The organism is Streptomyces sp. NPDC058683, assembly GCF_042716195.1.
Taxonomy (GTDB): domain Bacteria; phylum Actinomycetota; class Actinomycetes; order Streptomycetales; family Streptomycetaceae; genus Streptomyces.
Window position 1 is genome coordinate 94,406 of the sequence record NZ_JBHXSK010000025.1, and the last position, 24,732, is coordinate 119,137.

At 71.1% G+C, this 24,732-nt stretch carries 20 protein-coding genes and 1 pseudogene; 9 read left to right on the forward strand and 12 right to left on the reverse strand.

The window, feature by feature from the left end; translation table 11 throughout:
- Positions 1-106: 106 nt before the first annotated feature.
- Both ACFWXC_RS27210 and ACFWXC_RS27215 read right to left on the reverse strand, forming a co-directional pair.
- The gene (locus tag ACFWXC_RS27210) at positions 107-2,464 is read right to left on the reverse strand and encodes an FUSC family protein (protein ID WP_384482816.1); all 2,358 of its coding nucleotides are present in this window, start codon (positions 2,462-2,464) and stop codon (positions 107-109) included.
- Between the two features lie 128 nt (positions 2,465-2,592).
- The gene (locus tag ACFWXC_RS27215) at positions 2,593-3,375 is read right to left on the reverse strand and encodes a polysaccharide deacetylase family protein (protein WP_384482818.1); all 783 of its coding nucleotides are present in this window, start codon (positions 3,373-3,375) and stop codon (positions 2,593-2,595) included.
- Between the two features lie 259 nt (positions 3,376-3,634).
- Here ACFWXC_RS27215 and ACFWXC_RS27220 point away from each other — a divergent pair, with 259 nt between their 5' ends.
- Together ACFWXC_RS27220 and ACFWXC_RS27225 are read left to right on the forward strand one after the other, a co-directional pair.
- Positions 3,635-4,300, forward strand: coding sequence for a TetR family transcriptional regulator (locus ACFWXC_RS27220; RefSeq protein WP_384482820.1), 666 nt, complete (start codon positions 3,635-3,637; stop codon positions 4,298-4,300).
- Between the two features lie 356 nt (positions 4,301-4,656).
- Positions 4,657-5,610 (forward strand): hypothetical protein, encoded by a 954-nt coding sequence (locus ACFWXC_RS27225; RefSeq protein WP_384482822.1) that lies wholly within the window; start codon positions 4,657-4,659, stop codon positions 5,608-5,610.
- Positions 5,611-5,723: 113 nt separating this feature from the next.
- On the opposite strand, the gene ACFWXC_RS27230 is transcribed toward ACFWXC_RS27225, so the two are convergent.
- Positions 5,724-6,299, reverse strand: a complete 576-nt coding sequence (locus tag ACFWXC_RS27230; RefSeq protein WP_384482824.1) for a TetR/AcrR family transcriptional regulator — start codon at positions 6,297-6,299, stop codon at positions 5,724-5,726.
- Positions 6,300-6,512: 213 nt separating this feature from the next.
- Here ACFWXC_RS27230 and ACFWXC_RS27235 point away from each other — a divergent pair, with 213 nt between their 5' ends.
- A complete protein-coding gene (locus tag ACFWXC_RS27235) occupies positions 6,513-7,622 on the forward strand; it encodes an FAD-dependent monooxygenase (RefSeq protein WP_384482826.1) in 1,110 nt (369 codons plus the stop codon).
- A gap of 170 nt (positions 7,623-7,792) precedes the next feature.
- Here the strand turns inward: ACFWXC_RS27235 and ACFWXC_RS27240 are convergent, their stop codons facing one another.
- The 5 genes from ACFWXC_RS27240 to ACFWXC_RS27260 all read right to left on the reverse strand — a co-directional run bounded on the left by ACFWXC_RS27240 (position 7,793) and on the right by ACFWXC_RS27260 (position 12,281).
- Entirely contained in the window at positions 7,793-9,172 is a 1,380-nt protein-coding gene (locus ACFWXC_RS27240; RefSeq protein ID WP_384482828.1) for an alpha/beta hydrolase-fold protein, read from the reverse strand.
- 46 nt (positions 9,173-9,218) lie between these two features.
- Positions 9,219-9,593: a hypothetical protein gene (locus ACFWXC_RS27245; RefSeq protein WP_384482830.1), complete on the reverse strand. Its 375-nt coding sequence runs from the start codon at positions 9,591-9,593 to the stop codon at positions 9,219-9,221.
- A gap of 540 nt (positions 9,594-10,133) precedes the next feature.
- Positions 10,134-11,192, reverse strand: a complete 1,059-nt coding sequence (locus ACFWXC_RS27250; RefSeq protein ID WP_384482832.1) for an LLM class flavin-dependent oxidoreductase — start codon at positions 11,190-11,192, stop codon at positions 10,134-10,136.
- Positions 11,192-11,698 (reverse strand): SRPBCC family protein, encoded by a 507-nt coding sequence (locus ACFWXC_RS27255; protein WP_384482833.1) that lies wholly within the window; start codon positions 11,696-11,698, stop codon positions 11,192-11,194. The genes ACFWXC_RS27250 and ACFWXC_RS27255 overlap by 1 nt, the downstream gene beginning before the upstream one ends.
- Before the next feature lie 82 nt (positions 11,699-11,780).
- Positions 11,781-12,281, reverse strand: coding sequence for a winged helix-turn-helix transcriptional regulator (locus ACFWXC_RS27260; RefSeq protein ID WP_384482835.1), 501 nt, complete (start codon positions 12,279-12,281; stop codon positions 11,781-11,783).
- A gap of 159 nt (positions 12,282-12,440) precedes the next feature.
- Between ACFWXC_RS27260 and ACFWXC_RS27265 the strand changes: the two genes are divergently transcribed.
- Both ACFWXC_RS27265 and lpdA read left to right on the forward strand, forming a co-directional pair.
- Positions 12,441-13,142 carry an SDR family oxidoreductase gene (locus ACFWXC_RS27265; RefSeq protein WP_384482837.1) on the forward strand — a complete coding sequence of 234 codons (702 nt, stop codon included), beginning with the start codon at positions 12,441-12,443 and terminating at the stop codon, positions 13,140-13,142.
- A gap of 53 nt (positions 13,143-13,195) precedes the next feature.
- Complete coding sequence (lpdA, locus tag ACFWXC_RS27270; RefSeq protein ID WP_384482839.1) at positions 13,196-14,593, forward strand: dihydrolipoyl dehydrogenase; 1,398 nt, start codon at positions 13,196-13,198, stop codon at positions 14,591-14,593.
- 86 nt (positions 14,594-14,679) lie between these two features.
- On the opposite strand, the gene ACFWXC_RS27275 is transcribed toward lpdA, so the two are convergent.
- Positions 14,680-15,126 carry a VOC family protein gene (locus ACFWXC_RS27275; protein ID WP_384482841.1) on the reverse strand — a complete coding sequence of 149 codons (447 nt, stop codon included), beginning with the start codon at positions 15,124-15,126 and terminating at the stop codon, positions 14,680-14,682.
- Between the two features lie 247 nt (positions 15,127-15,373).
- Positions 15,374-15,907, reverse strand: coding sequence for a winged helix-turn-helix transcriptional regulator (locus tag ACFWXC_RS27280; protein WP_384482843.1), 534 nt, complete (start codon positions 15,905-15,907; stop codon positions 15,374-15,376).
- A 72-nt stretch (positions 15,908-15,979) separates the two neighbouring features.
- Between ACFWXC_RS27280 and ACFWXC_RS27285 the strand changes: the two genes are divergently transcribed.
- Together ACFWXC_RS27285 and ACFWXC_RS27290 are read left to right on the forward strand one after the other, a co-directional pair.
- A complete protein-coding gene (locus ACFWXC_RS27285) occupies positions 15,980-17,119 on the forward strand; it encodes a DNA alkylation repair protein (protein WP_384482845.1) in 1,140 nt (379 codons plus the stop codon).
- Positions 17,120-17,194: 75 nt separating this feature from the next.
- Positions 17,195-17,545 (forward strand): ArsR/SmtB family transcription factor, encoded by a 351-nt coding sequence (locus tag ACFWXC_RS27290; protein ID WP_384482846.1) that lies wholly within the window; start codon positions 17,195-17,197, stop codon positions 17,543-17,545.
- Positions 17,546-17,578: 33 nt separating this feature from the next.
- On the opposite strand, the pseudogene ACFWXC_RS27295 reads toward ACFWXC_RS27290, so the two are convergent.
- A pseudogene (locus ACFWXC_RS27295) lies at positions 17,579-17,974 on the reverse strand (TetR/AcrR family transcriptional regulator); the annotation flags it as partial.
- Positions 17,975-18,066: 92 nt separating this feature from the next.
- Positions 18,067-18,591 (reverse strand): MarR family winged helix-turn-helix transcriptional regulator, encoded by a 525-nt coding sequence (locus tag ACFWXC_RS27300; protein WP_384482848.1) that lies wholly within the window; start codon positions 18,589-18,591, stop codon positions 18,067-18,069.
- Between the two features lie 62 nt (positions 18,592-18,653).
- Here ACFWXC_RS27300 and ACFWXC_RS27305 point away from each other — a divergent pair, with 62 nt between their 5' ends.
- Both ACFWXC_RS27305 and ACFWXC_RS27310 read left to right on the forward strand, forming a co-directional pair.
- Positions 18,654-19,928 (forward strand): multidrug effflux MFS transporter, encoded by a 1,275-nt coding sequence (locus ACFWXC_RS27305; protein WP_384482850.1) that lies wholly within the window; start codon positions 18,654-18,656, stop codon positions 19,926-19,928.
- A gap of 637 nt (positions 19,929-20,565) precedes the next feature.
- A complete protein-coding gene (locus ACFWXC_RS27310; RefSeq protein ID WP_384482851.1) occupies positions 20,566-24,648 on the forward strand; it encodes a discoidin domain-containing protein in 4,083 nt (1,360 codons plus the stop codon).
- The last annotated feature ends 84 nt before the right edge of the window (positions 24,649-24,732 follow it).

The following is a 24,732-nucleotide window of genomic DNA, read 5'->3' on the forward strand; positions in this document are numbered from 1 at the left end:
GCGTCCCGCTGCTGACGACACCGGTCCCCGCCCGGTCGTCGTCCACCACGGCAGGTCCGGCCCGTGGCGCTCGGGGCACGGACCGGCGGTGCGCTCCTCGCCGTGGTCAGCCGGCGAACCTCCTCCACAGCCGGCCGTTGCGGGGCGCCGCCCGGGACTTCGCCGCGTCCGCGAGGCCGGGCTGGAGGCGGCGGGCGGCGTCGATGTGGTCGTCGGTCCAGATGATCCGGACCGCCACCGGGGTGGCCCGGCCCTGACCGTCGCTGAGTTCGGTGCGGACGGACGCCACCAGCCGCGCGGCACCCTCGGGATGCAGCGGGACGACGTCGGGGACGGGGGAGTGGTCGCCGAGGCTCGCCGCGAGCCCGTGGTACCAGCCGGTGACGAGGGCCGCCGACCCGAGGACAGCGGAGTGGGCGTCGGCCCGCACGGCCTGGACGCGCGCCAGGTCCTCGCCCTGCCACAGGGAGACGACGGCGTCGGCGGCCAGGCGCAGCCCGACGACTCCCGAGACGAGGGCGGTCATGCAGGCCAGCGACAGCGGCTTGGCGCCGCGCTCGGCCAGGAAGCTGCGGAACGCGTCGTCGAGACGGCGGGCGGAGGCCGCCGCCTCACGGCTCTGCGGATCCGGGTCGGCCGGGTGGCGGTGGCCGAGGGCGTAGTCGACGGCACCGCCGAGATAGCGGGCACTGTCGTCGTACGCCTGGGCGAGTGCCTTGTGGACGGCGGCCTGGGCGCCGCGCGGCCAGAAGAACACGGCGACGACGATGCTGACCGCACACCCCAACGCGATGTCCTGGACACGCAGCAGGGCCACATGCCAGTTGGGGTCGTGGCCGATGTTGAACAGCACCACGAGCGTCACGGTGAACGCGGCCTGCCCGGCGGCGAAGGAGATGGCGGCGGGCGCGATGCCGGCGCACAGGATGGCCACCGGGAGCACGAACCACAGCGCGGTGCCGTGATGGCCGATCAGATGCAGCAGCCCGGCGCCGACGACAGAGCCGGCGACCGTGCCGAGGACGGCGCGGGCGGCGTTCTGCCCGGTGCTCAGCGCGTTGGAACGCAGCACGGACAGGGTGCCCAGCAGGACCCAGAAGGAGTGCCCCACGCCGGTCGCCCCGGCCAGGAACACCGCGATGCCGAGACCGACGCCGCCGCGCAGACTGTTGTGCAGCCACACCGAGTCGGCCCTGAGATGGGCGGCGGCCCGTTCCCGCGCGGAGGCCAGCGGTGCGGCCAGCGCGCCCGGGTCACGGCCGAGCAGCCGCTCGGGCCAGCTGCGCTGCCAGGCGGTGGCCGCCATGTCCACGTTGTCGGCGATCTGGAGTACGGCGAAGCCGAGCTCCTGGGCGCGGAAGGACACGTCGAGCGCGGCGATGAACCCGTAGTTCTCCGCCGTGCTGTTCCCGCCCGGGTGTGCGGCGGGCACCCGGACGGTGGAGCTGTGCTCCATCCCGGTCAGCGCCGCCCGCAGTTCCCCGGCGCGGGCCCGCAGCGGGCCGGTGTCGCCGGTCAGGTCCCCGAGCAGGTCGCAGGCCGCCTCCAGGGCATGGGCGGCGGCGCCGCGCACGCCGTGCGCGGCCGGATCACAGCCGGGAGGCTCGTCGGTGTAGTCGGACCGGTCCACGAGGACGGCGCACAGCCACGTGAGTTCGTCGACCAGCCGGACCAGGGCACGTGAGGTCGCGGACAGACCGGTGGGGCGATAAGGGGTGGCGTCGAAGGCTCCCCGCAGGTCCGCGCCGGTACGGGAGGTGAGCTCCGCCGCCGCTCTGCACTGCTCGGCGAAGGGCACCGACCCGTCCGGGTCCGGCACGGTGGCGCGGGTGCGCAGATATCCGGCGGCGGCCCGGCAGACGGCGGCCGCCGGGGCGCTGAGGGGATCGGCGACGGGACGCGGCCACATCAGGGCGACGGCGGGCAGCGCCACCGCCGCCGCCAGGCCCGCGCCGGCGAGGCGGTCGGGCAGCTGGGACAGCGCTACCGGTGCGCTGACCGGCAGCACGAAGGCCAGCAGGAGCGCCGTCGAACTGCCGGCCAGGACCGAGCTGACCACACCGGAGAACAGGACCACGAACCCGACCACGACCGTGGCCGCCACGGCGAGCCAGATCTCGGCTGCGGCCACCGTCCCGACGCAGATCAGCGCCAGCCACGCCACCGCGAGAGCCGCCTGCGCCCGCAGCCGCTCCACCATCGGACCGGAGTAGTCGACCAGCAGCAGCATCGAGAACGTCCCGAACGCGGCGAAGCTCGCCATCGTCGGGTTGTGGAAGACCTCACTGCACAGGGCGAACAGGGCGGGCATCACCAGCGCGGTACGCCCGGCCCGCCGGGTCGCCGCGAGGTCCGGGTCCCGGTCGCGCAACCACGTCACCCAGCGCGGTGCCCGCCCCGACATGTACACCTCCCGCTGGCCCAGGGCAGCCGGCCCCGCCGCCGCACCGCGCACACCACCCATATGCGGCCACCACCCGTCGGTCCGCAACATTTACCGGGACGGTACGACTCCCCGGGCGGACCGGCACCCCGCGGAGCGGATGTCGGCCCGATCCGAAGCTCGGCGCACCACAGGTGACGCGGCCCGGCTCACCGTACCGGGAAGCCGAACGCATACCCCTGTTCCTTGAGCCAGGGCAGCACCTCGCGCAGGGCGGCCACGGTCTCGGAGCGGTCGCCGCCGGCGTCGTGGAAGAGGATGGTCGGCCCGTTGGGCATCTCGTCCTTGACGGTGGCGACGATCGCGGACGTGCCAGGCCGTTCGAAGTCCTTCGAGTCGACGTTCCAGCCGAGCGGGCGCATACCGTGGGAGGCGGCGAGCTTCCTGCTGTACGGGGTGAAGGCGCCGCCCGGGGCGCGGTAGTAGAGCGGTGGTACACCCCCCGACGCCTCGGTGATCATGCGTTCCGCGTCCAGGATCTGCCGGGACTGGTAGGCCTCGGACTTGGTGTCCATGGTGACGTCGTGCGACACCGTGTGGTCGCACAGCCGGTGCCCGGCCGCCACCACCGCCCTGACCAGGTCCGGATGCGCCTGCGCCTGCGGGCCGATCATGCAGAACGTGGCCTTCACGCCGTACTCCTCGAGCACCTGGAGCACCCGCGGGGTCCAGACCGGGTCCGGGCCGTCGTCGATGGTGATGTTCACGCCCCGGGCGCCCCGGTCCGAGGCGTGCGCGATCTCCACCGACACCTCGGCCGCCTTCCGGGCGGCGCCGGGTGCCGCGGGGTGCGCCGAAGCCCCGGCTCCCGCACTCCCGTCGACGGGATCGGACGGCGAGGTCCACAGTGAGGCGGCCACGGCCACCGCCGTGACCCCCATCGCCGCCGCGGCCACCTGGCCGTACCAACCTCGTCCGCCGCGCCGTGCCATCGTCCGCCCCGATCCTTGTCGTTCCGTTGATCTCGTGCACCCGTCCAGACGGAAGACGGCGGGCACCGGATCCATCCGTTACCGATCACGGACAATTCCGCGAGAGATCTGCGACAGGCTCCCTGCGTGTCCTATAACGGCGGGCGGGGCGATCGGTGTTGGCGGACCGGCCCACGGTCATGGACGGAACACGGTCGCGCTCTTGACGGAACTGTTGATGCAACGGTTAATGCAACCAGGTTGTGCTACGCTTCCGCTCGTGAGTTCGATTCGCCCCCAGCGCGCCCGTAGTGCGGCGGCCAAGCAGCAGCGTGAGCGGGAGATCCTCGACGCGGCCCGATCGCTCGCCACCGGGCGCAGCGTGCGTGAGGTCACGCTGACCGACATCGCTGCCGCCGTCGGCATGCACAAGTCCGCGATGCTGCGGTACTTCGAGACGCGGGAGCAGATCTTCCTGACGCTCACCGGCGAGGGCTGGCAGGAGTGGTCGGCGGCGCTGCGCGCGCGGCTGGCCGAGCTCACCGGCGCCGGCCATGACGAGATCGCGGCGGCCGTCGCCCGCTCGCTCGTGGCCCGGCCGTTCTTCTGCGACCTGCTCGCCCAGGCGCCGCTGAACCTGGAGCGCAACGTGTCGCTCGACTCCGCCTACGAGTTCAAGACGATCGCACTCGCCGAGGTCGCCTCGATCACCGCCGTGCTGCGCGGCCTGCTCGGGATCGGCGAGGGCGCGGCCGTGGACGTGGTCGCCACGGCCACGGGCATGGCCGGGGCGCTGTGGCAGATGGCCGCACCCGGCACCGGTCTCCGCGAACTCTACGAAAGTCACCCCGAGTTGGCGCACGCGGTGGTCGACGTCGAACCCCGTCTGACCCGCATCCTGACCGCCCTGCTGAACGGCGTACGCGCCACCGCCGCGGAGTCCTGAGCCACCGGTCCCGGGCACGATGCCCCGTGCCGGCGGAGCCGTAGCAGTCCCCGCCTGCCGCCTGCCGGCAGCCGTCGGTCCGGCGATTGACCGGCTCGAACGGCAGGCCGCAGGCCGTCGCCCTGATCCCCCGCTACGGGATGCCGGACCGTCCCCACAGGACGAGCCGTTCCGAATCCCGGTGGATTCTCCGCTGCGGGCCAGGCAGAATCCCCGTGGATTCGGGGCGAGGGGGAGCTTGTTTGGACGTGTTCGCGTGTGCCGGGTGCGGCACGGAGCTCACGGCGCCGGTGTCCCGGGTCGCCCTCCCCGTCCACGTCCACCACGGAGGATGGGAGCAACTCCACCCTCCGCTGATGGAGCCCGCGACGTACGCCGTCGACCCCCAGCCCACCGGACCGCCCTGGCGGCTGTGGAGGGAGGTCGGAGCGGACGCGGCCGCTCGGCAGGGCGTGTTCGCGCCGGTGTACTCCGTCTCCTTCGGCGCACGGAACAGGATCGTCATCGCCCCCGGCGACTCCCGGTCCATGACCCTGATCCCCGACAAGTGCGAAGGCTACTGCCGGGGTGTGGACGGCCGGGCCGGTCCCAACCTGGCGTGCGAGGGATGTGGACGGGCCGTGGCGACCCGCATGGACGACTGCGGAATGTGGCAGACGGTGTGGCTCGAGCCCGACGCGGTCGCACGCCGCTCCTCGGGACTCCCGGCCGGTCCGTCTCCCGGCTGGGACGATCTGGAACGCGCGGAGCATCGCGTCCCACCTGTCGAACCCGACGGTTCGTGGAGCCGCCGCTGGGAGGCGGCGGTCGGGGTCGCACTGGCCCATCTCGTGGCGGTCACCGAGGACCGCCCGGTGAGTCTCCCCACCGGTCCCGTCGCCGAGTTGCTCGGCCACGCCGTCGGCCGGTACCTCCCCGCCGGTCCCGAGACCCGGTCCGTGGCGCTGGCGGGCCCGGGGATCCACCCGCCCCAGCCCCGCCCCGACGTCCTCCTCGTCCCCCGCCACCCCCTCACGGGGGCGCCCTGGCGTCCGCCAGGCGATGAGGGAGCCGTGGTGCCGCTGGACAGCGGGGTCTGGGCCTACCTCGCCCATCCGGGCGAGACCTCGCCGTTCCCCGCGACCGGGATCCTCCCGGAGGGCGTCCTGCGCGACGACTACCCCCTGCCACCGCGCCCCTGGCGCTCACTGACGCCCCATCACCGTGCCTTCGAGGACACCTTGGTCCGGCTCCCCGCCGTACGCGCCCCCCGGCTGCGCAGGTACCACGAGGCGTACCACCAGGCTGTCTCGCCTGCGCCGGCGGGCTGACCAGGGGAAGATGCCCACCCTACGAAGAGGCCCACGGCAACCAAGCCCACCTGCACAGACGCGGCATCAAGGCAGGCATCCCGGAGAAGGCCGACCAGGCTGCCGGCCGGAAGCTATCCGGCTGTGTGCCGCAGTCCTGCCAGGACCACATCCGTGATCCTTTCCGCCTCGGCGCGGGTGAAGGGGTGCAGGCCGCGGCTGACGTACAGGTGAACCGGGCCGGTCAGCATCTCGGCGAGGAAGTAGCCGTCGACCGGGGGCAGTTCACCGCGTGCCACGGCATGGTCCACGACCTGCTGGAGGGTGGCCAGACGCTGCTCGAAGATCCGATTGACCGGCAGGGCGACCTCGGGGTTCTCCCGTGCGGACTGGATGACGCGCTGCATGGCACGGCCGGTCGTGGTGGACAACAGGGCGGCCAGCGCCACCAGGTAGTCGACCAGATCGTGGCGCAGGTCTCCGGTGTCTTCCAGCCCCACCGTGCCCGAGTACCGGAGCAGTGCCGCGGTCACGAGCTCCTCGCGGTCCGGCCAGTTGCGGTAGACGCTCGTCCTGTGCACTCCGGCCAGCTCGGCGACTTCCTCGTAGCGCAGGGCGGCGATGCCGTCGCGCGCGACGAGGTGCAACGTGGCCTCCAGGATCCGGGCACGAGTGCGGGCCGTGCGGCCCCCTGGCCGCCGCACGGTCACCGGCCGAGGTTCGCCATCTGTGTCCTGCTTCCGGGTCGCCGTCACACCCCCACCTTAATGCAACAGATTGACGTGTTAGCTTTAACGCAACAGATTGACGCTTTTGGATGCCCGGCAAACCGGCTCCCGGCCTGTCGGGCCACCGCGACCGCGTCGCCCGACGGTCCGCAGGAGCTTCCTGCAGTACCCCGTAATCGCGCGAAGGGGACTCCCGTGAACATCCTCATCTCCGGCGGCGGCATCGCCGGCCTGGCCGCGGCACTGGAACTCGGCACCCGTGGCCACCAGGTGACGCTCGTCGAACGCGCCGCACACCTGCGTGTCAGCGGCGCTCCGATCGACGTCCGCGGCGACGCCATCGCGTGCGCCGACAGGATGGGGGTGTTGCCCAGGATCCGTGAGCAGCGCATCCGGATGGCGGAGCACGGCGTGTTCGTCCATGCCGACGGTTCCGTGGCCGCCCGTCTGCCGGTCGAGGAGATGAGCGATTCCGGAGACGACATCGAGATCGCGCGCGAGGACCTCGTACACACTCTCGCCGCCGCTCTGCCGACGTCGACGGACATCGTTTTCGGCGACTCCGTCGACGCACTCGCCGACGACGGCGACGGCGTCGACGTCCACTTCGTCTCCGGCCGCGCCGGACGCTTCGATCTCGTCGTGGGTGCCGACGGCCTGCACTCGGTCACCCGCAGGCTGGCCTTCGGGCCCGAACGTGACTACCTGCGCCACTTGGGCCTCTACGTCGCACTCACCGACCTGCCCTCCGAGGCCCGGGCCGACCGCACCAGCCCGCTGTACAACTACCCCGGCCACCTCGCGAGCATCGCCCGCTACCGGAACAGGGCGTTCGGAGTGTTCCTCTTCCGCTCCGGGCTCCTCGACTACGACTACCGCGACCTCGATGCCCAGAAGAAGATCCTCCTGGACGCCTTTGCGGGACACACCGAGTGGAAGATTCCGCAGCTGCTCGACGCGGTCCGCGCCGATCCCGAGTTCTACTTCGACTCGGTCAGCCAGATCCACCTGCCCACCTGGCACCGAGGCCGTGTCGCCCTGATCGGTGACGCCGCGCACTGCGCGGCGCTGCTCTCCGGCCGCGGCACCTCACTGGCCCTCAGCGGCGCGCACTTCTTGGCCGAGGAACTCGAAGACGCAGGCGGCGATCACACGGTGGCGTTCGGGCGTTACGAGCAACGCCAGCGCCCCTACGCCGAGTTCGCCCAGAACAGCGTCACGGACGGCGGCGAGCTCATCGTGCCCTCCGCGCAGGAAGCGATCGACACCCGCAACGCGAGGCTCCAGGCCGCCATCGCCACCTGATGACGGCACCGGGCCACGACCGCACCCGACCGACGGTCACGCGACAGCTCCACCGTGCACAGCTCGCGTTCCTGTCGGTCCGGCCGCCCAGCCGCCGACCAGAATCCCCGGCACCGGGAAACGACGGGGTGCTCGTCGGTCGCATGCCGGCGGGCACCCCGTCCGTCGGGTCACAGGGACTGTTTCATGATCCAGTCACGGATTCCGGGGATGGAGTAGGCGATCTGCCAGGTGCCCATGTGCGCGCTCGTGGCGCCGGTGGTGCCGGTGACCGTGCCGGTCAGGAAGGTCGCGTAGTTCACGGGCGCCCGCTGCTTCTCCAGGTTGCGTACGTCCGCCGCGAACTGCGCGGCCGTGGAGCCCGCGTCCCACACCGCCGTGCCGACCTCGGTCCCCTCCGCCTGGATGACCGATGTGATGGCGTTCTCGCCGGGGAAGGCCTTGGTGTCGTCCTGCGAGACGACGATCCACAGCTTCTTCTCCGCCAGCGGTGCGGCCTGGCTGTCCGGCCACTGCCCGGCGACGATGTAGGCGGCCGCGAACAGGTCCGGGTAGCGGATGTTCAGCCCGAGCGACAGCATCGCGCCCATCGACTGCCCGGTGGTGTACCGCCGCTTCGTGTCGATGCTGTACTGCTCCGACACCGTCTCGACGAGATGCACGGTGGTCTCGAAGAGCGAGGTCGGCTGATAGGTGTCGTCGATGACGACCTCGCCGTACTCGGGCGCCAGCACGAACGACTCGTGCCGGGCCTGGGCCTCGGGGCTCGCCCAGCACACCGCGCCGAGCCCCTGGACCAGAGGGCCGACGGTCTCGACGTTGACGACACTGGCATCGTGCATGAACAGCACCAACGGGTACTTCCTGCGCGGGTCGTAGCCCTTGGGCATGAAGAGGTTGTACTTCAGCGACCTGCCCGTCTCCGGGTCGTCGAAGGTGAACTGCTCGAAGTCGTCGACGATCGGGTTCACCACCGCACTCGTGGCCACCGCCGTGCCGCTCGGCGCGTAGGACCTGCCATGGGTCGTGGTGACCGTGCCGGTCTGGGTGACGGTGGCCTGCGCGGGGACGATGGGGCCGCCGGGGGTCGTGTCGCCGGCCGTCGGACCGCCGCCGGGGCCGCCCGCGCCGCCCGACCCGCTGGGGGCCGGCGCCGGGCTGCTCGACGCGCCGACCGCGTCCTTGCCCCACAGCAGGGCCGCCCTGTCGTCGGGGGACAGTTCCACGATGACATGGCGGCCGTCCCTGCCCCGCTCGGCGAGCGCGGCGGAGGTGTTGGCGTAGACCCTCGTGACCGTGCGGTCGGTGACCGCGAACGACGAGGCCGAGAGCGAGGAGCCGGCGATGGCACGGTCGTACTCGACCGCCACCGCGATGAGCTTCTGCCCTACGCCGTAGACCCTGGTGATCGCGGTGGCGCCGACGATGTGCCCGGCCCCGGACACCGGATCCGTCGGGTCCGGGGAGGCGGCCGCGACGGCGGTGCCGCCGAGTGCGGCCACGGTGCCGATCCCGGCGGAGCCGGCGATGAGCGTGCGCCTGGTTACCAAGACAAACTCCTTCATCGGTGGTGGGGGTACGACGGTGGGGGTGGGGTCAGCCGCGCAGTGAGCGGAGCAGGTCGGCGATGCCGGCCGCGACGGTCTCGGCCGTGCCCTGGGCGTACGAGGAACCCATCGCCTCGTACGTGATGCGGGCGTGACTCCGGGCGTCGGCCAGGTTCTTGGCGCCGCCCTCCGGCATCGGCATGACCGCGGTGTGCGGGCACGGGGAGTGCTTCCTGATGGCGAGCGCCGTGTCGGTGGACAGCTCGGGCTGCACGCCGACGAACACCCCGTCACCGGCCCGCAGAACCCGGACCGGCACGCCAGCGGTGCCGATCGCGTGCCCGGAGTTCGTCGTGGACGGTGGTGAAGCCCCGGCCGCCACGGTGGCGGCGATGGAACCGTTCGGAAACGACCGCCGGTGCATTCGGCCGCCCTGCCCCGTCGTCCGGTCCCGCGTCCGATCGTCATTGGTCGGCGTCAAAATTTCCGTCCTCCGGCTGAAATCAATTGACCGCACGGATTGGACCCATCGGTATATGGCGAGAAAATGCGGATCGAGCAGGCGGTCGAGCGGGCGCCGGAAACAAGAACACGCATTGCTGTGCCGACGAGCCGTGAGCGTTGCATCGGGGTGAGAGACCGTCAACAGAGGTGACACGAGATCTAAGGTTGCACGCGACGAAATCATCACATCGGCCCAGCTCGGCGGCGGGCGCGAATTTCCTGTCGCTTTCCTTAGAATCCCGGAATGCGTGCGGTATATCGGCCGAGGGGCTCTGGGAATACATTCAAAAAGGGGGACACAACAGTCGGAGGCCCTCGGTGCGAGGACCTCCGACGGTGGGGCGAGGGTGGATCAACTGCCGTGCGGGACGCCCTTGGCGGCGGCGAGGCGTGGCGCTCCTTGTGCCGGCCGTCGGGCCGGCGCCGGACGGCACCGTCGGCGCCGGACGGCACCGTCGGCTCAGGCGGTCCCGTCGACCTCGTGGACGAGCTCGATCGCCCTGCCCAGAGTGGTGAGCCGGTCCTCCAGGGTCGTCCCGGCCGGATAGAGGCGGACCGTGTCGACGCCGGCGTCGCGCCAGACGGCCAGCCGCTCGCGCACCATGGCCTCCGTGCCGATCAGCGTCGTACCGAGCACCATCTCGTCGGTCACCAGGGCGGCCGCGCCGTCCCGGTCGCCGGCCTGCCAGCGCTCGTGGACCTCGGCGGCGACCTCGGCCCAGCCCTGGCGGCTGTAGGCGCCGTTGTAGAAGTTGGTGGACGCCGACCCCATGCCGCCCAGGCTGAAGGCGAGTTCCTTCTTGCGTCCGGCGACCATCGCGCCGAGCGCCTCCTCGTCGGGCGCGAAGGCGACCTCGGCGCCCTGGCAGACGTCCAGGCCGGCGCGGGTACGACCGCTGCGGGCCAGGCCCTCGTCGAGGTGGGCGAAGTAGGCGTCGGCCGCGCCCTCGGGCACGAAGCTGGTGCCCAGCCAGCCGTCGGCGACCTCGCCGGTCAGCCGCAGCATGGCCGGGGACAGGGCGGCGAGATAGATCGGGATCTCGTGCTCGGCACGCATCGACAGCCGCATCGGAACGGCCTCGCCGTCGGGCAGCGGGATGGTGAACTCGGCGCCGGAGTAGGCGAGTCGGCCGCCGTCGAGCACCCGCCGTACGATCTCCACCGTCTCGCGCATGCGCCGCAGCGGCCGCGCGAAGGGTACGCCGTGCAGCCCCTCGATCACCTGCGGGCCGGAGGCGCCGAGGCCGAGCAGGAAACGCCCGCCGGACAGGTTGGAGAGGGTGATGGCCGTCTGGGCCACGGCGGTCGGGGTCCGGGTGCCCAGTTGCATGACACCGGAGCCGAGCAGCATCCGCTCGGTGAGCGCCGCGTAGTAGCCGAGCGCGGAGGGCGCGTCGGAGCCCCAGGCCTCGGCGACCCAGCAGACGTCCAGGCCCAGCTTCTCCGCCTCGACGACGAAGTCGCCCGTCTGGGACCAGTGTTCGCCGCCCGAGGCCTCGATCGTGGTGGCCGTCCGCATCACGCCTCCGCCCGCTGCTTGATCTGCGCGAGGGTGGCGGTGATGCTGCCCTCGAACTCCCGCAGCCGTACGAACACGATCTTCTGTTCCTTGTCGGGCATCCGGTCGATCGCCACCGACAGCCCCGAACGCCCCGGTCCCAGCTGCATCCACTGCGACAGTTCGGTCCCGCCGTTCTCGGAGCGCAGCCGGAACCGCCAGACCGCGGAGGGTTCGGCGGGGTCCTGCACGGCCCAGGCGAGCACCGACGACGGTTCGCACTCGATCACGTGGGACGTGGTCTCCCACCTGCCGAACGCCTCGTGCTCGCTGCGGCCGACGAACCTGGCGCCCACCGCCGGCCCGGCCGCGCCGTCCAGCCAGGCGACGGAGCGGAGTTCCTCGCTCATGTCCGGCATCAGTTCGATGTCGCTGACCAGGGCCCACACCTTCTCCGGTGGGGCGTCGATCCAGGTCCGCACCTCGACCGTGGGTTTGTCCGCGTAGCGTGCGCCCGTCCACTCCAAGGTCGTCGGCCTCCTCGCCGTCAAGGGTCTGACCTCCAGAGTTGCTTTGTGAGACTCTCCCTGTCAAGAGGGAGTACCGTGCTCAGCCGGTGCCGAACCGCCGTCGTACGTCCGGCCGCTGTTTGAGCCGCTCGGGATAGCCGGGCCCCATCCGCATCGAGGTCTCCTCGGCCCGCAGCGGGGTCCGGCACTGGGCGCAGACCACCTCCGCCGTGGTGTCGTGGTCGCACGCGTCGTGATGGAACACCACGGGCACCCCGCGCTCCCCGGCCAGCCAGCGGTCGCCCCACGCGGACATCGCGGCGAGCACGGCGAACAGGTCCCGCCCCTTCTCCGTGAGGACGTAGTCGTAGCGCGGCGGCTCGGCCTCGTACAGCCGCTTCTCCAGGATCCGCTCGTCGACCAGATGACGCAGCCGGTCGGTCAACGTGTTGCGGGCGATGCCCAGTTCCTGCTGGAACTCGTCGAAGCGACGGATCCCGTAGAACGCTTCCCGCACCACCAGCGGCGTCCAGTGGTCACCCAGCAGATCGACGGTCCGTGCGATGGAGCACGGCCACTTGGCGAACGACGTCCGTTTCATGTCCTTACGATAGCGAGTCTCATGACAAAACTCAGCTGACGGTGACAGGCGGGATCGGCACGCCGACGGCCGACCGCGTACGGGCCGCGTGGACAGCGATGCCCAGTGCGCTTTGACTGGTCATGACGGATTTCCTGCGGTGGAACGAGGTGTCCGACCATGAAGATCGAGGGATCGGTCGCGTTGGTGACCGGAGCGAACCGGGGGATCGGGCTGGCGTTCTCGCGTGCGCTGCTGGCCCGGGGCGCGTCCAAGGTGTACGCGGGCGTCCGCCGGCCCGAGGACCTCACCGAGCCCGGCCTGGAACCGCTCCGCCTCGACGTCACCGACCACGACCAGGTCGAGGCCGCCGCACGGACGGCGTCCGACGCGACCATCGTGATCAACAACGCGGGCATCCAGGGTGGGCCACCCCTGCTGGAGAACGGCTCCCTGGACGGGGCCCGGCGGGAGCTGGAGGTGAACTATCTCGGCACCTGGGCCGTCTCCCGGGCCTTCGCGCCGGTCCTCGCGGCCAACGGCGGCGGAGCCCTGGTGAACATGCTGTCCGTGGCCTCCTGGCGGGCGAACAGCCGGTTCCCCAGCTACGCGGCGTCGAAGTCCGCCCAGTGGTCGCTGACCAACGCGCTGCGCCTGGCCCTGCGGGACCAGGGGACCCTGGTCGTCGGTGTGCACGTCGGCTATGTGGAAACCGATGCCACCACGGAGATCGCCGGCCCGAAGATCGACCCGGCCGAAGTGGCGGCGCAGACCATGGACGCCATCGCCCGTGACGAGCCCGAAGTGCTGGTCGACGAGACGACCCGAAAGGTGCGCGCCGCCCTGTCCGGGCCGCTCGATCTCATCTACGGCACCGCCTGATCGTGCGACGGTGGAGTCAGCAGACCGACTCGACGCAATGGTGAGGTGGAGCCATGCAAACCGACTTCGATGTCGTCGTCCTGGGAGCCGGGCCGGGCGGCTATGTGGCCGCGATCCGTGCCGCCCAGCTGGGACTGCGCACCGCCATCGTGGAGGGCCGCTTCTGGGGCGGTGTCTGCCTGAACATCGGCTGTATCCCGGCGAAGGCGCTGCTGCGCAACGCCGAGGTGGCCCAGCTGATCCTGCACGACGCGGAGAAGTTCGGCGTGAAGATCAGCGGCGAGGTGGACCTGGACTACCGCGCCGCCTACGAACGCAGCCGGGTGGTGGCCGACGGACGCGTCAAGGGCGTCGGCTATCTCATGCGCAAGAACAAGATCGAGCAGTTCGAGGGGCAGGGCACCTTCCTCGACCCCCACACCCTGCAGGTGCGCCTGCGGGACGGCGAGACGACACTCTCCTTCCGCTCCTGCATCATCGCGACCGGCTCGACCGTGAAGCTGCTGCCGGGGACCACCCTGGGCCGGCGCGTCGTCACCTACGAGGAGCAGATCCTCTCCGACAGCCTTCCGGCGAGCCTGGTCATCGCGGGTGCGGGCGCCATCGGCATCGAGTTCGCCTATCTGCTGCGGTCCTACGGTGTCGAGGTCACGCTGGTGGAGTTCCTGGACCGGATCGCACCCCTGGAGGACGAGGAGGTCTCCGCCGAACTCACCCGGCGCTTCAAACGGCAGGGCATCCGCGTGCTGACCTCGACGGCCGTGCAGGCCATCGAGGAGACCGAGGAGAACGTCCGGGTCACCGTCCGGCAGGGCGACACGGAACAGGTCCTGGAGGCGGAGAAGGTCCTCCAGGCCACCGGCTTCCAGCCGCGCACGGCCGGCTACGGACTGGCCGCCACAGGGGTACGGCTCACCGAGCGCGGTGCCATCGACATCGACGGGTACTGCCGTACCAGCCGGCCGCACATCTACGCCATCGGCGATGTCACGGCGAAGCTGATGCTGGCCCACACCGCCGAGGCGATGGGCATCGTCGCCGCCGAGAGCATCGCCGGCGCGGAGACGATGGAGCTGGACTACCGCATGATCCCGCGGGCCACGTTCTGCCAGCCGCAGATCGCCAGCTTCGGCTGGACCGAGGCGGAGGCCCGCGCCGAGGGGTTCGACGTCCGGGTGGCGAAGTTCCCGTTCACGGCCAACGCCAAGGCCCACGGCCTCGGCGACACGGTCGGGTTCGTGAAACTGGTGAGCGACGCCCGCTACGGCGAACTCCTCGGCGGCCACCTGATCGGGCCGGACGTGACCGAGCTGCTGCCCGAGCTGACGCTGGCTCAGAAGTGGGACCTCACGGTGACCGAACTCGCCCGCAACGTCCACGCCCACCCGACGCTGAGCGAGGCGGTCCAGGACGCCCTGCACGGACTCGCCGGACACATGATCAACCTCTGACGGCGGGCCTCGGGACCCGAGTTCGTGTGTGTCCGTGCCATCGGTCGCAGGAGACGGCGACGGCACGGACACACCGTCCGGGTCCGCTAGGGGCGGACGTACGGCCGGGTCATGATCTCCATGTTGTGGCCGTCCGGGTCCTCGAAGTAGGCGCCCCGGCCGCCGAACAGGCCGTTCACGCCCCCGGGCCGGGTGTGGTGGGGGTCGGCGTAGTAGGTGACGCCGTCCGCCTCCAGCCGGGCGATCATGCCGTCGAACCGTTCCTCGGGCACGAGGAAGGCGTAGTGCTGGGACTGGATCGGCTCGTCCCGCTTCTCGTAGTAGTCGAGCGTCACGCCGTTGCCGAGGTCGACGGGCAGGAACGGCCCCAGCGGCGCGCCGACCCGCAGGCCCAGGACGGTGGCGAGGAACTCGGCGGACCTGTGGCGGTCGCTGGCGTAGACGGCGGTGTGGTTCAGCTGGACCGCGGCGGCCGGCGGCTCGGATGCGTGAGGGTGCGTCTGGTCATGCGGGCGCTGCTGCTCAAAGGTCAAGGAAGTCTCCGGTCTGGGGATCTGCTCGGGCTGGGCGCCGCATACGGGCGTACGGGCGCCGGGAGCGAAGACGCGGAGAAGACGGCGGGCCCCTGGCCCGCCTCGGGCTCACGCCGAGGCCGGGAACCTCACTCGTGCATGGCCCATGGCCGACCCGGCAGTCACGCGGCCGACCCTAGCGACCGTCACCGGCCGGGGCAACGGAGTTGTGCGCAATGACGGACGACCGTGCCCGCCCGGCGTGCGGTCAGGCCGTACCCGCTCCGCGGTCGGCGCCGCGCGCACCACGTCGCCGGTCCAGTTCCGCATAGCGCTCCCGCATCGCCCCGCCGGCGGCCGGACCCGCGGTGAACACATACGCCTCGCTGTCGTCGAGGCTCCTGCCGGTCCGTGCGTCGACCAGGAGCGGTTCGGCCTCCTCTCCCGTCTCGGCGTCGACGAGGATCATCGAGCGGTCCTCCGGGGCGAGGTGCCGGTTGCCCCAGGCGGCCAGCGCGACGATCACGGGCCGCAGGGAGCGCCCGCGCTCGGTGAGGACGTACTCGTGGCGGACCGGGTTCGTCCGGTAGGGCCGGCGCTCCAGCAGACCGTCGGCGACCAGCGTCTTCAGACGGCTGGTGAGCATGCTGGTGGAGATCTTCAGGCTCTGCTGGAACTGGTCGAAGCGCGTGTAGCCGTCGAAGGCGTCATGGAGGATCAGCAGCGTCCACCACTCGCCGACATGCTGCACCGTCGCCGACAGCGGACACTCGCGGTCCGCCGGCCCGATCCGGCTCGGCATCACACCCTCCCCACTCACTGCTAAATTAGAAGTAACTCCCTTCCACTCTAGCAAGATCCTTTTGGAGGAAGCATGCCCACCGCGGACGAGCTGATCAGTCCCGACAGCATCCGTCGTCTGGCTGTCATCCTCCAGGAGGCCGCGCCCGGTACCTCACGCTGGGAGACCGTCGCGGACAGCCCGGCGCTGCTCGGCCCGCTCGGCCTCAGCGAGCGGGCCCGGACGGTGGGCGACGCGCTCCTGGCCGACTGCGGCCGTGACTACGAGGAGCTGGCCCGGGCGGTACGGCGGGCCCTCACCCGTGCTGACCTGACGGGCTGGATGATCTGGCCGGTCACCGAAGCCGTCGCCGCCGCGGCCACCGCATCCGGCACCGGCCGGCACTTCGACGACGGCCTGGACCTGCTGGCGCGGCTCACGCCCCGCCTGACCGGCGAGTTCGCGCTCCGCACCTTCCTCAACGCGGACCTGGACCGCACGCTCGCCGCGGCCCTGACCTGGACCGGCTCCCCGGACCCGGCCGTGCGCCGGCTGGCGAGCGAGGGCAGCCGCCCCAAACTCCCCTGGGCCCGGCAGGTGCCCGCGCTCAACCGCGACCCCGGAGTCACGGTGCCCCTGCTGGACAGGCTGTACGCGGACGCCTCCCAGGATGTGCGGCGTTCGGTGGCGAACCACCTCAACGACATCTCCCGACTCGACGCCGGACTGGCCACCGAGGCCGCCGCCCGCTGGCTGCGGAAGCCGGAGCCCACCACCTCCGCCCTGGTCCGGCACGCGATGCGAACCCTCGTGAAGAAGGGCGAGCCGGCCGCTCTGGAGCTGGTCGGTTTTCACGGCGGCGGCGAGGACCTGAAGGTGGTGGGTCCGCTGCTGGCGGAGACCGATGTCCCCATGGGCGGAGACCTCGTCTTCACCGCGCGCATCACCAACGTGTCGGGCAGGCCGGTGTCCCTCGCCGTCGACTACGTCGTCCATCACCTGAAGGCGAACGGGAAACCGGCGCCGAAGGTGTTCAAGCTCGCCAAGCGGGAGCTGGCCCCCGGAGAGTCGGCCGACGTGACACGCAGCCACTCGTTCCGCCCCATCACCACGCGCGTCTACTATCCGGGCGCCCACTCCGTGCAGCTCCAGGTCAACGGGCACCGCTTCGGCATGGCGGATTTCCAGCTCCTGAAGGCCGAGGAACCGCTGGCGCGCGGTTCGCGGGAATGATCTCGGGCTCGCCGGTGGTTTCGATGACGGTCGTACTATGACGTGACCGTCCCGAAGCCACCCCGAGGAGCCACCGTGGCCCGCCCCCGTACCACCGCCCGCACCGTGGAGCACCCCGAGCTGTCGGAGGTCTCGCTCCAGCAGGTGCTGGAGGCGCTGGTGGATCCGGTACGGCGGCTGGTGGTCATGCAGCTCGTCCGCGCGGGCGAGGACCTGACCTGCGGGACGTTCCAGGCGCCTGTGTCGCTCTCCACGCTGACCCACCATTTCAACGTGCTGCGCGAGGCCGGTGTGATCCGGCAGTACTACGTCGGGACGGCCAAGATGAACACCCTCCGCGCCGACGAGATGGAGCAGCGCTTTCCCGGCCTGCTGGCGGCCGTGCTGGCCGCCTCGGCCGCGGAGGAAAGGGCGCGCGAGGTCTGAGGCGAGCGGCGGACCGGCGACCTATGCTGTAGCCGGCGCCGACGGTCTGTTCGTGCACGCGGAGATCAGCGGCGGCTCCGTCGATCTGGTGGCCCTCAGGAAGTCCGGTGCGGCGACGAGCGACCTGGCCACGTTGGCGGCCATCAGCGTGACCCGCTCCAGTGGCGTGCCGGCCGCTTCGCCGGGGAGTTCGCTGGCCGTGAGCCAGGTCTCGAAGCTGCGCTCGATGACGGCGGCGATCAGGTCGTCCTTGTCCTTGAAGTGCCAGTAGATCGAGCTGGCGGGCAGACCGCACTTGGCGCTGACGGCGGCGATGGAGGTGCCGTCGTAGCCGCGTTCGCCGGCGATCTCCACCGCGGCGTCGAGGATGAGGTGGCGCGACTCCACCCCGTTGGCACGCTTCCTGCGTGTCGTCTGCGGCCCGGTCATCGCTGCGCCTCTCGGGAATCCCGGCGGCCCGTGCGGCGGGGCGCCTCTGAAGTGTGCACTCTCATGGGAGCATTCCCTGCATCAACCGTGGTTCAGAGGTGCCTCACCTGCGCCTCCATGGCCCCGACCAGCCGGTGCAGCGCCTCGGTCACCTGTTCGCGGTCCTCTCCCAGGCCTGCCAACAGGCCGATCTCGATGGCGAGTTGCCGGGGAAAGAGGTCGTCGACCGCCTTGGCACCGGCCTCGGTGATGGTGACCAGGGCGGCACGCCGGTCCGCGGGGTTGGGGGTGCGGGCGATGAAGCCGCGTTTCTCCAGCTTGCCGAGGGTCTTGCTGACGCCCGCCCGGGACAGCCCCAGCCGCTCGGCCAGGCTGCGGGCGATGAACGGCGCGGTCGCGTGCCGGAGGGGGATCAGCATGTCGACCTCGGGTGCGGTGAGGGCGGCACCGGCGTAGAGGGGTTCCACGGCGCGGTTGAGCAGGCCTGTGGCGTGTTTGAGCAGGCCGACCAGCTCCATGGGGGAGGTGTCGAGGTCGGGGTTGTGGGCGGACCACTGGGCGCCTACGTCGGCGGCGGAGGGGGTGGATGAGGGGGACGGGGAGGCGTGAGTGGGCATGCGGCTCGTCTTCTCGTTCCAAATATTTGTTAGCTGGTGAACTATCGGTTACCGTTATTTGCATGGTAGCTCCGTCATCCTCGCGCAACGGCTCCGGCGCCGTCCCCGACACCACCGGACCAGCGCCTTCGGGCCCTACGGCCACCGCCCTGATCGCCGTGCTCGGCGCGCTGACCGCCGTCGCCCCGCTCGCGACCGACATGTACGTCCCCGGCTTTCCCGCGCTGGGGGAGGCGCTCGGAGCGAGCAGCTCGGCCGTGCAGCTCACGATGACCGCGTTCCTCGCCGGTCTCGTCGTCGGTCAGTTGGTCATAGGCCCGCTCAGTGACGGGCTCGGCCGGCGCCGGCTGCTGACGGCCGGGACGGCCGGGTTCGTCCTGTTCTCCGTCGCCTGCGCCGCCGCCCCGAACATCGCCGTCCTGACCGGCGCCCGCTTCTTGCAGGGCGTGGCCGGTGCGGCGGGCATGGTGCTGGCCAGGGCGGTCCTCACCGACCGCTTCCACGGACCCGAACTGCCGCGCTACTTCGCGGTGTTGTCGCAGGTGATCGGCGTGGCACCGGTCGCCGCGCCGGTGCTCGGCGGGGCCGTTCTGGCCGTCTCCACCTGGCGGACCGTCTTCGCCGTGCTGGCCGTGCTCGGCGTCCTGCTCCTGCTCGCCGTGGTGCGGGCGGTACCCGAGTCGCTGCCGCCCGAACGGCGCCATGACGGCGGACTCGCCAGCACCTTCCGGGCCATGGGCGCACTGCTCGCCGGCCGGACGTTCATGGGGTACGTCCTGGTCGTCGCCCTCGTCTCGGCCGCCATGTTCGCCTACATCAGCGGCTCCAGCTTCGTCTTCGAGAACCTCCACGGGGTCTCGTCGACGACGTACTCCCTGATCTTCGCCACCATCGCCGTCGCCATGCTGGCCGGCGGGGCCGGCTTCGCGCGCCTGGCCGGGCGTGGCACACGCCTGAACACCATGCTCTCGGCCGGAGTCGGCATCGCCCTGCTGGGCGCGCTCGCCCAGGTCCTGCTGGTGCTGGCCGCGGGCGAGACCCTCGCGGGAACCTGGATCACCCTGTTCGTGACCGCGGGAGGCATCGGCCTGGTCTTCCCGAGCGCCATGAGCATCGGTCAGACGGTCGGCCGTACGGCACCGGGAGCCGCCTCGGCACTCCTGGGTGGCCTCCAGTTCCTCTTCGGCGCCCTGGCCGCGCCGCTGGTGGGGGTGTTCGGGGAGGACAGTTCCCGGCCGATGGCGCTCATCATGCTGATCTCACTGGTGGCGGCGGCGCTGGCACTGACGGGCCTGGCCAGGCCGTGGGAAGGGAAGGGGGAACCGGTACCGGCGTAGCAACGGACGGCCTTCCTCCCGGCACCGTTCAGCCGTCCCTGGCACGGCCCCCGCGCCGTGCCATCAACTCCCGTGACCATCCAAGCGCACGTTGATCGACAAGTGCTGCCGGCCCATCGACAAGCGCTGCCGGTGACCTTCACGCATCGGAGCCTCTTGGAGGCGGCCGTCCGACGGGTCGGCTGGGCGGTCCGCCTGACGGGCCACGAGGCGCCGCGAAGTCCGACCGTGCCGTCCGTCGCCTTCAGCAGGAAGAAGCCCGGCCCCCGCACGGGGAGTTGGCGGACTGCGCCCGTCCCGGTTGCCGGGAGGCGGAGAACTGCCCAGGTCGGCGGGACGGCCACATCCCGCGAACGCGCCGCTTCGACGGGTCGCCGGACTCGCGGAGGTCCCGGGGCCGGCCTCGCCGAGCGCGTCCGGACCGGACGGAGCGAACCCGGGTCCGTCCGAACTCCGAAGCGAGGCACGGAGCTTCCGTGGACGCTTCCCACCTGCGGCTCAGCATGGATGTCCGCACCAGGGGTTGACAGGAAGCTCCTCACGCCACAGCCTTTGGCAACGTTGTCATTCTGCTCGGTGCGGGGTACGCAGAGCCGTTTCGGCGCACCTCGCCGCTTTTTGATGGGACGTCAGATTCATGACCGATCAATCGGATCCGTGGCGTAATCCGTCGCGGCGGTCCATAGTCGCCACGGGTTCCACCCTGTTGGCCGGGTTCGGACTCGGCGCGTCGCTCCCCGCCTCGACCGCAGCCGCCGCCACGGGCCGACCGGCGCACCCCGACTCGCCCCTTGAACTCGCGCTCAACCGGCCCGTCTCGGTCTCCTCGACGGCCTACGCCGCCACGCCCGGGTCCTTCGCGGTCGACCGGCTCACCGCGCGCGGCGTGCGGGGCAGCGGGTGGCGGGCGGAGGCCGGCGACCCACAGTGGATCACCGTCGATCTCCAGGCCGCGTGCAAGGTCACCTGGATCCGCCTGACCTTCGAAGCCGACGCCGCCGACCCGGTGTTCACCCCGCCCACCAGCGGAAACCCGGCCGACGGCACCACCGGCAAGGAGATCCTGTCGAGCTACGCGGTGGACTGCGTGGTCGAGACCTCCCTGGACAAGAAGTCGTGGACGAGTGTCTACCGCACCACCGCCGGCACCGGCGGAGCCGTGGACATCCAGCTTCCCCGCCCGGTGCCGGCGCGCTGGGTGCGCATGACGTCCCGCAAACGCTCCAGCCCCCTGCCCCTCGGACTCAACGGCTTCGAGGTGTACGGCACTCCCGACGGGCACCGTCCCACGGCGACGGGCTGGACCGACTGGGGCACCCGGCACGGTGCGGCGCCCAGGCTGACCGTTGCCGACGACGGCACGGTGCCGGTGGAGTCCGGCTGGCGCCTCACCCTGGACGACTGGGCCGGTGCCGACGGTTCCGGCCTGTCGAAGACCTCCGTCGACACCAGCCGCTGGCTGCCCGCCACCGTCCCCGGCACGGTCCTGGCCTCCCTCGTGGACCAGGGCAAGCTGCCTGACCCGGTCGCCGGGCTGAACAACCTGCACATCCCCGAGGCGCTGTCGCGGCACTCCTGGTGGTACAAGCGGGACTTCGAGCTGCCGCACGGCCTGCGCACCGGCTCCGGCCGCAGGATCTGGCTGGAGTTCGACGGCGTCAACCACCAGGCCGACGTCTGGCTCAACGGTGAACGGGTCGGTGATCTGACGTACCCGTTCGCCCGTTCCTCGTACGACGTGACCCGGCTGCTCGCCGCGGACGGCGCGAACGCGCTGGCCGTCAAGATCACGCCGATGCCGGTGCCCGGCAGCCCCGGCGACAAGGGCCCCCTGGGCGAGTCCTGGGTGGACGCGGGCGCCCAGCAGATGAACCTCAACTCGCCCACCTACCTGGCTTCCTCGGGCTGGGACTGGATGCCGGCCGTCCGCGACCGTGCGGCGGGGATCTGGAACCACGTCCGGCTGAGATCCACCGGGCAGGTCGTCATCGGCGACCCGCGCGTGGACACCGTCCTGCCGAAGCTGCCGGACGTCTCGGTCGCCGAGCTGACGATCGTCGTACCGGTCCGGAACGCCGACTCCACCGACCGCCGTGCGACGGTCTCCGCGGCCTTCGACGGCATCCGGGTGTCCGAGGCCGTCACCGTCCCGGCCGGCGAGAGCGTCGACGTGGTCTTCGCCCCCGACGCCTTCCGGCAGTTGCGGCTGCGCGACCCCAAGCTGTGGTGGCCGAACGGCCTGGGCGAGCCGAACCTGCACGACCTCACGCTCACCGCGTCGGTCGACGGCACCGAGAGCGACCGGCGCACCACCCGCTTCGGTATCCGCCAGTTCGGCTACGAGTACGAGGTGCCGCTGCCGTTCACGGCGTCCGGCGACTCGTACCTCCAGTCCGTCACCTTCGACCGGCAGCAGGCCCGGTACGTCCGTGTCAACTGCCGTACACGAGCCACTTCTTGGGGCAGTTCCCTGTGGACCCTGGCCGTGCGGGACAGCATCCGGCCGGCCACCGACCTCGCCCTGCACGCCCCGGCCGACGCCTCCAGCACGGACGGCGACGACCATGGCGCGGCCAACGTGACCGACGGCGATCCGGGCACCCGCTGGTCCTCGGCGTACGAGGACGACCAGTGGATCCGCGTCGACCTGGGCTCGGCACAGTCCTTCGACCGGGTCGACCTCACCTGGGAGCAGGCGTACGCCAAGGCCTTCGTGGTGCAGGTCTCCGCCGACGGCTCCGAGTGGACCGACGTGCAGGCTGTGGACAACGGAGCCGTGCCGCTGCCGTTCAGCAACGGCGACGCCAGCCTCCAGGTCGAGGACTTCGACCAGCGGACGGCCCGCTACGTCCGTATCAACTGTGGTCTGCGCAATACCAGTTGGGGCAACTCGTTGTGGTCCTTGAGCGTCGTCGACCGTGCCGTCCCCGGCACCGACCTCGCCCTGCACAAGACGGCGAAGGCCTCGACCGAGGACTCCGGCCATCCTGCCGCGCACGCCACCGACGGTGACGCGGGCACCCGTTGGTCGTCGCAGTACGAGGATCACCAGTGGATCCAGGTGGACCTGGGCTCCGCGCAGAGGTTCGACCGGGTGGCGATCGTCTGGGAGACGGCGTACCCGAAGACGTACACCATCCAGGTGTCCGACGACGGCGAGCAGTGGACCGACGTCAAGTCCGTGTCCAACACGCCCGATCCGCTGAAGATCTCCGTCAACGGCGTGCGGGTGCTGGCCCGCGGCGGCAACTGGGGCTGGGACGAACTGCTGCGCAGGATGCCGCCGGAGCGGATGGACGCGGCGGTGCGGATGCACCGCGACATGAACTTCACCATGATCCGCAACTGGGTCGGCAGCAGTGACCGGGAGGAGTTCTTCGCCGCCTGCGACCGGCACGGCATCCTCGTCTGGAACGACTTCCCGAACGCCTGGGCCATGGACCCGCCGGACCACGACGCGTTCAACTCGACCGCGCGGGACACCGTGTTGCGCTACCGCATCCATCCCTGCGTGGCCGTCTGGTGCGGGGCGAACGAGGGCAACCCGCCCGCCGCCATCGACCAGGGCATGCGCGAAGCCGTCGAGAAGCAGGTTCCCGGCCTGCTCTACCAGAACAACTCGGCCGGCGGCATCGTCACGGGCGGCGGCCCCTACGGCTGGGTCGAGCCGGAGAAGTACTTCGACCCCGACACCTACGGCAGCAAGGACTTCGGCTTCCACACCGAGATCGGCATGCCGGTGGTCTCCACCGCGGCGAGCGTGCGCAACATGACGGGCGACGAGCCCGAGTGGCCCATCCGTGGCGCCTGGTACTACCACGACTGGAGCGAGCGCGGGAACCAGGCGCCGCAGAACTACAAGGCCGCCGTCGAGTCCCGCCTCGGCGAGGCGGCCGGCCTCGACGACTTCGCCCGCAAGGCGCAGTTCGTCAACTACGAGAACACCCGCGCCATGTTCGAGGCGTGGAACGCCAACCTCTGGGACAACGCCACCGGCCTGATGCTGTGGATGTCCCATCCGGCCTGGCACAGCACCGTCTGGCAGACCTACGACTACGACTTCGACGTCAACGGCACCTACTACGGCGCCCGTTCCGCCTGCGAGCCGCTGCACGTCCAGGCGGACCCGGTGAAGTGGCAGGTCCTGGCGGTCAATCACACCCGAACGGACCTCAAGAACGCCACCGTGACCGCCCGCCTGTACGACCTGTCCGGCCGGCAGCTCGGCAGCAGCAGGACCGCCCGGGTGGACGTGGCACGGGCCGCCACGACGGAGGCGTTCACCGCCGGCTGGACCGACGACCTGCCCGACCTGCACCTGCTGCGGCTGACCCTGGAGGACGCCCACGGCAGTGAGCTCTCCCGCAACACCTACTGGCGCCACCGTGAACCCGCCGCCATGCAGGCCCTCAACAAGGCCAAGCAGGTGAACGTGTCCGGCTCCATCGGGCAGGTCTCCCGTGCCGGCGAGCGTCACGAACTGACCGCCACCGTCCGCAACCGCGGCTCGGCCGTCGCCGCCATGGTCCGGCTGTCCCTGGTGGACGAGGCCGGTGGCCACCGGGTGCTGCCGACGCTCTACAGCCACAACTACCTGTGGCTGCTGCCCGGCGAATCGCAGACCGTCACCCTGTCCTGGCCGTCGGGGTCCCTCCCCTCACGCCGTCCGGCGCTGACGGTGGAGGCCTACAACAGCCGCGCCACGACGATCCGCCCCTGAGGGGCCGCGCGTTCCCGCCGAGGGCACACCGAACCGTCCTCGGCGGGACACGCGTGCGACACGCGGCGATGCCTCCGACAGTTC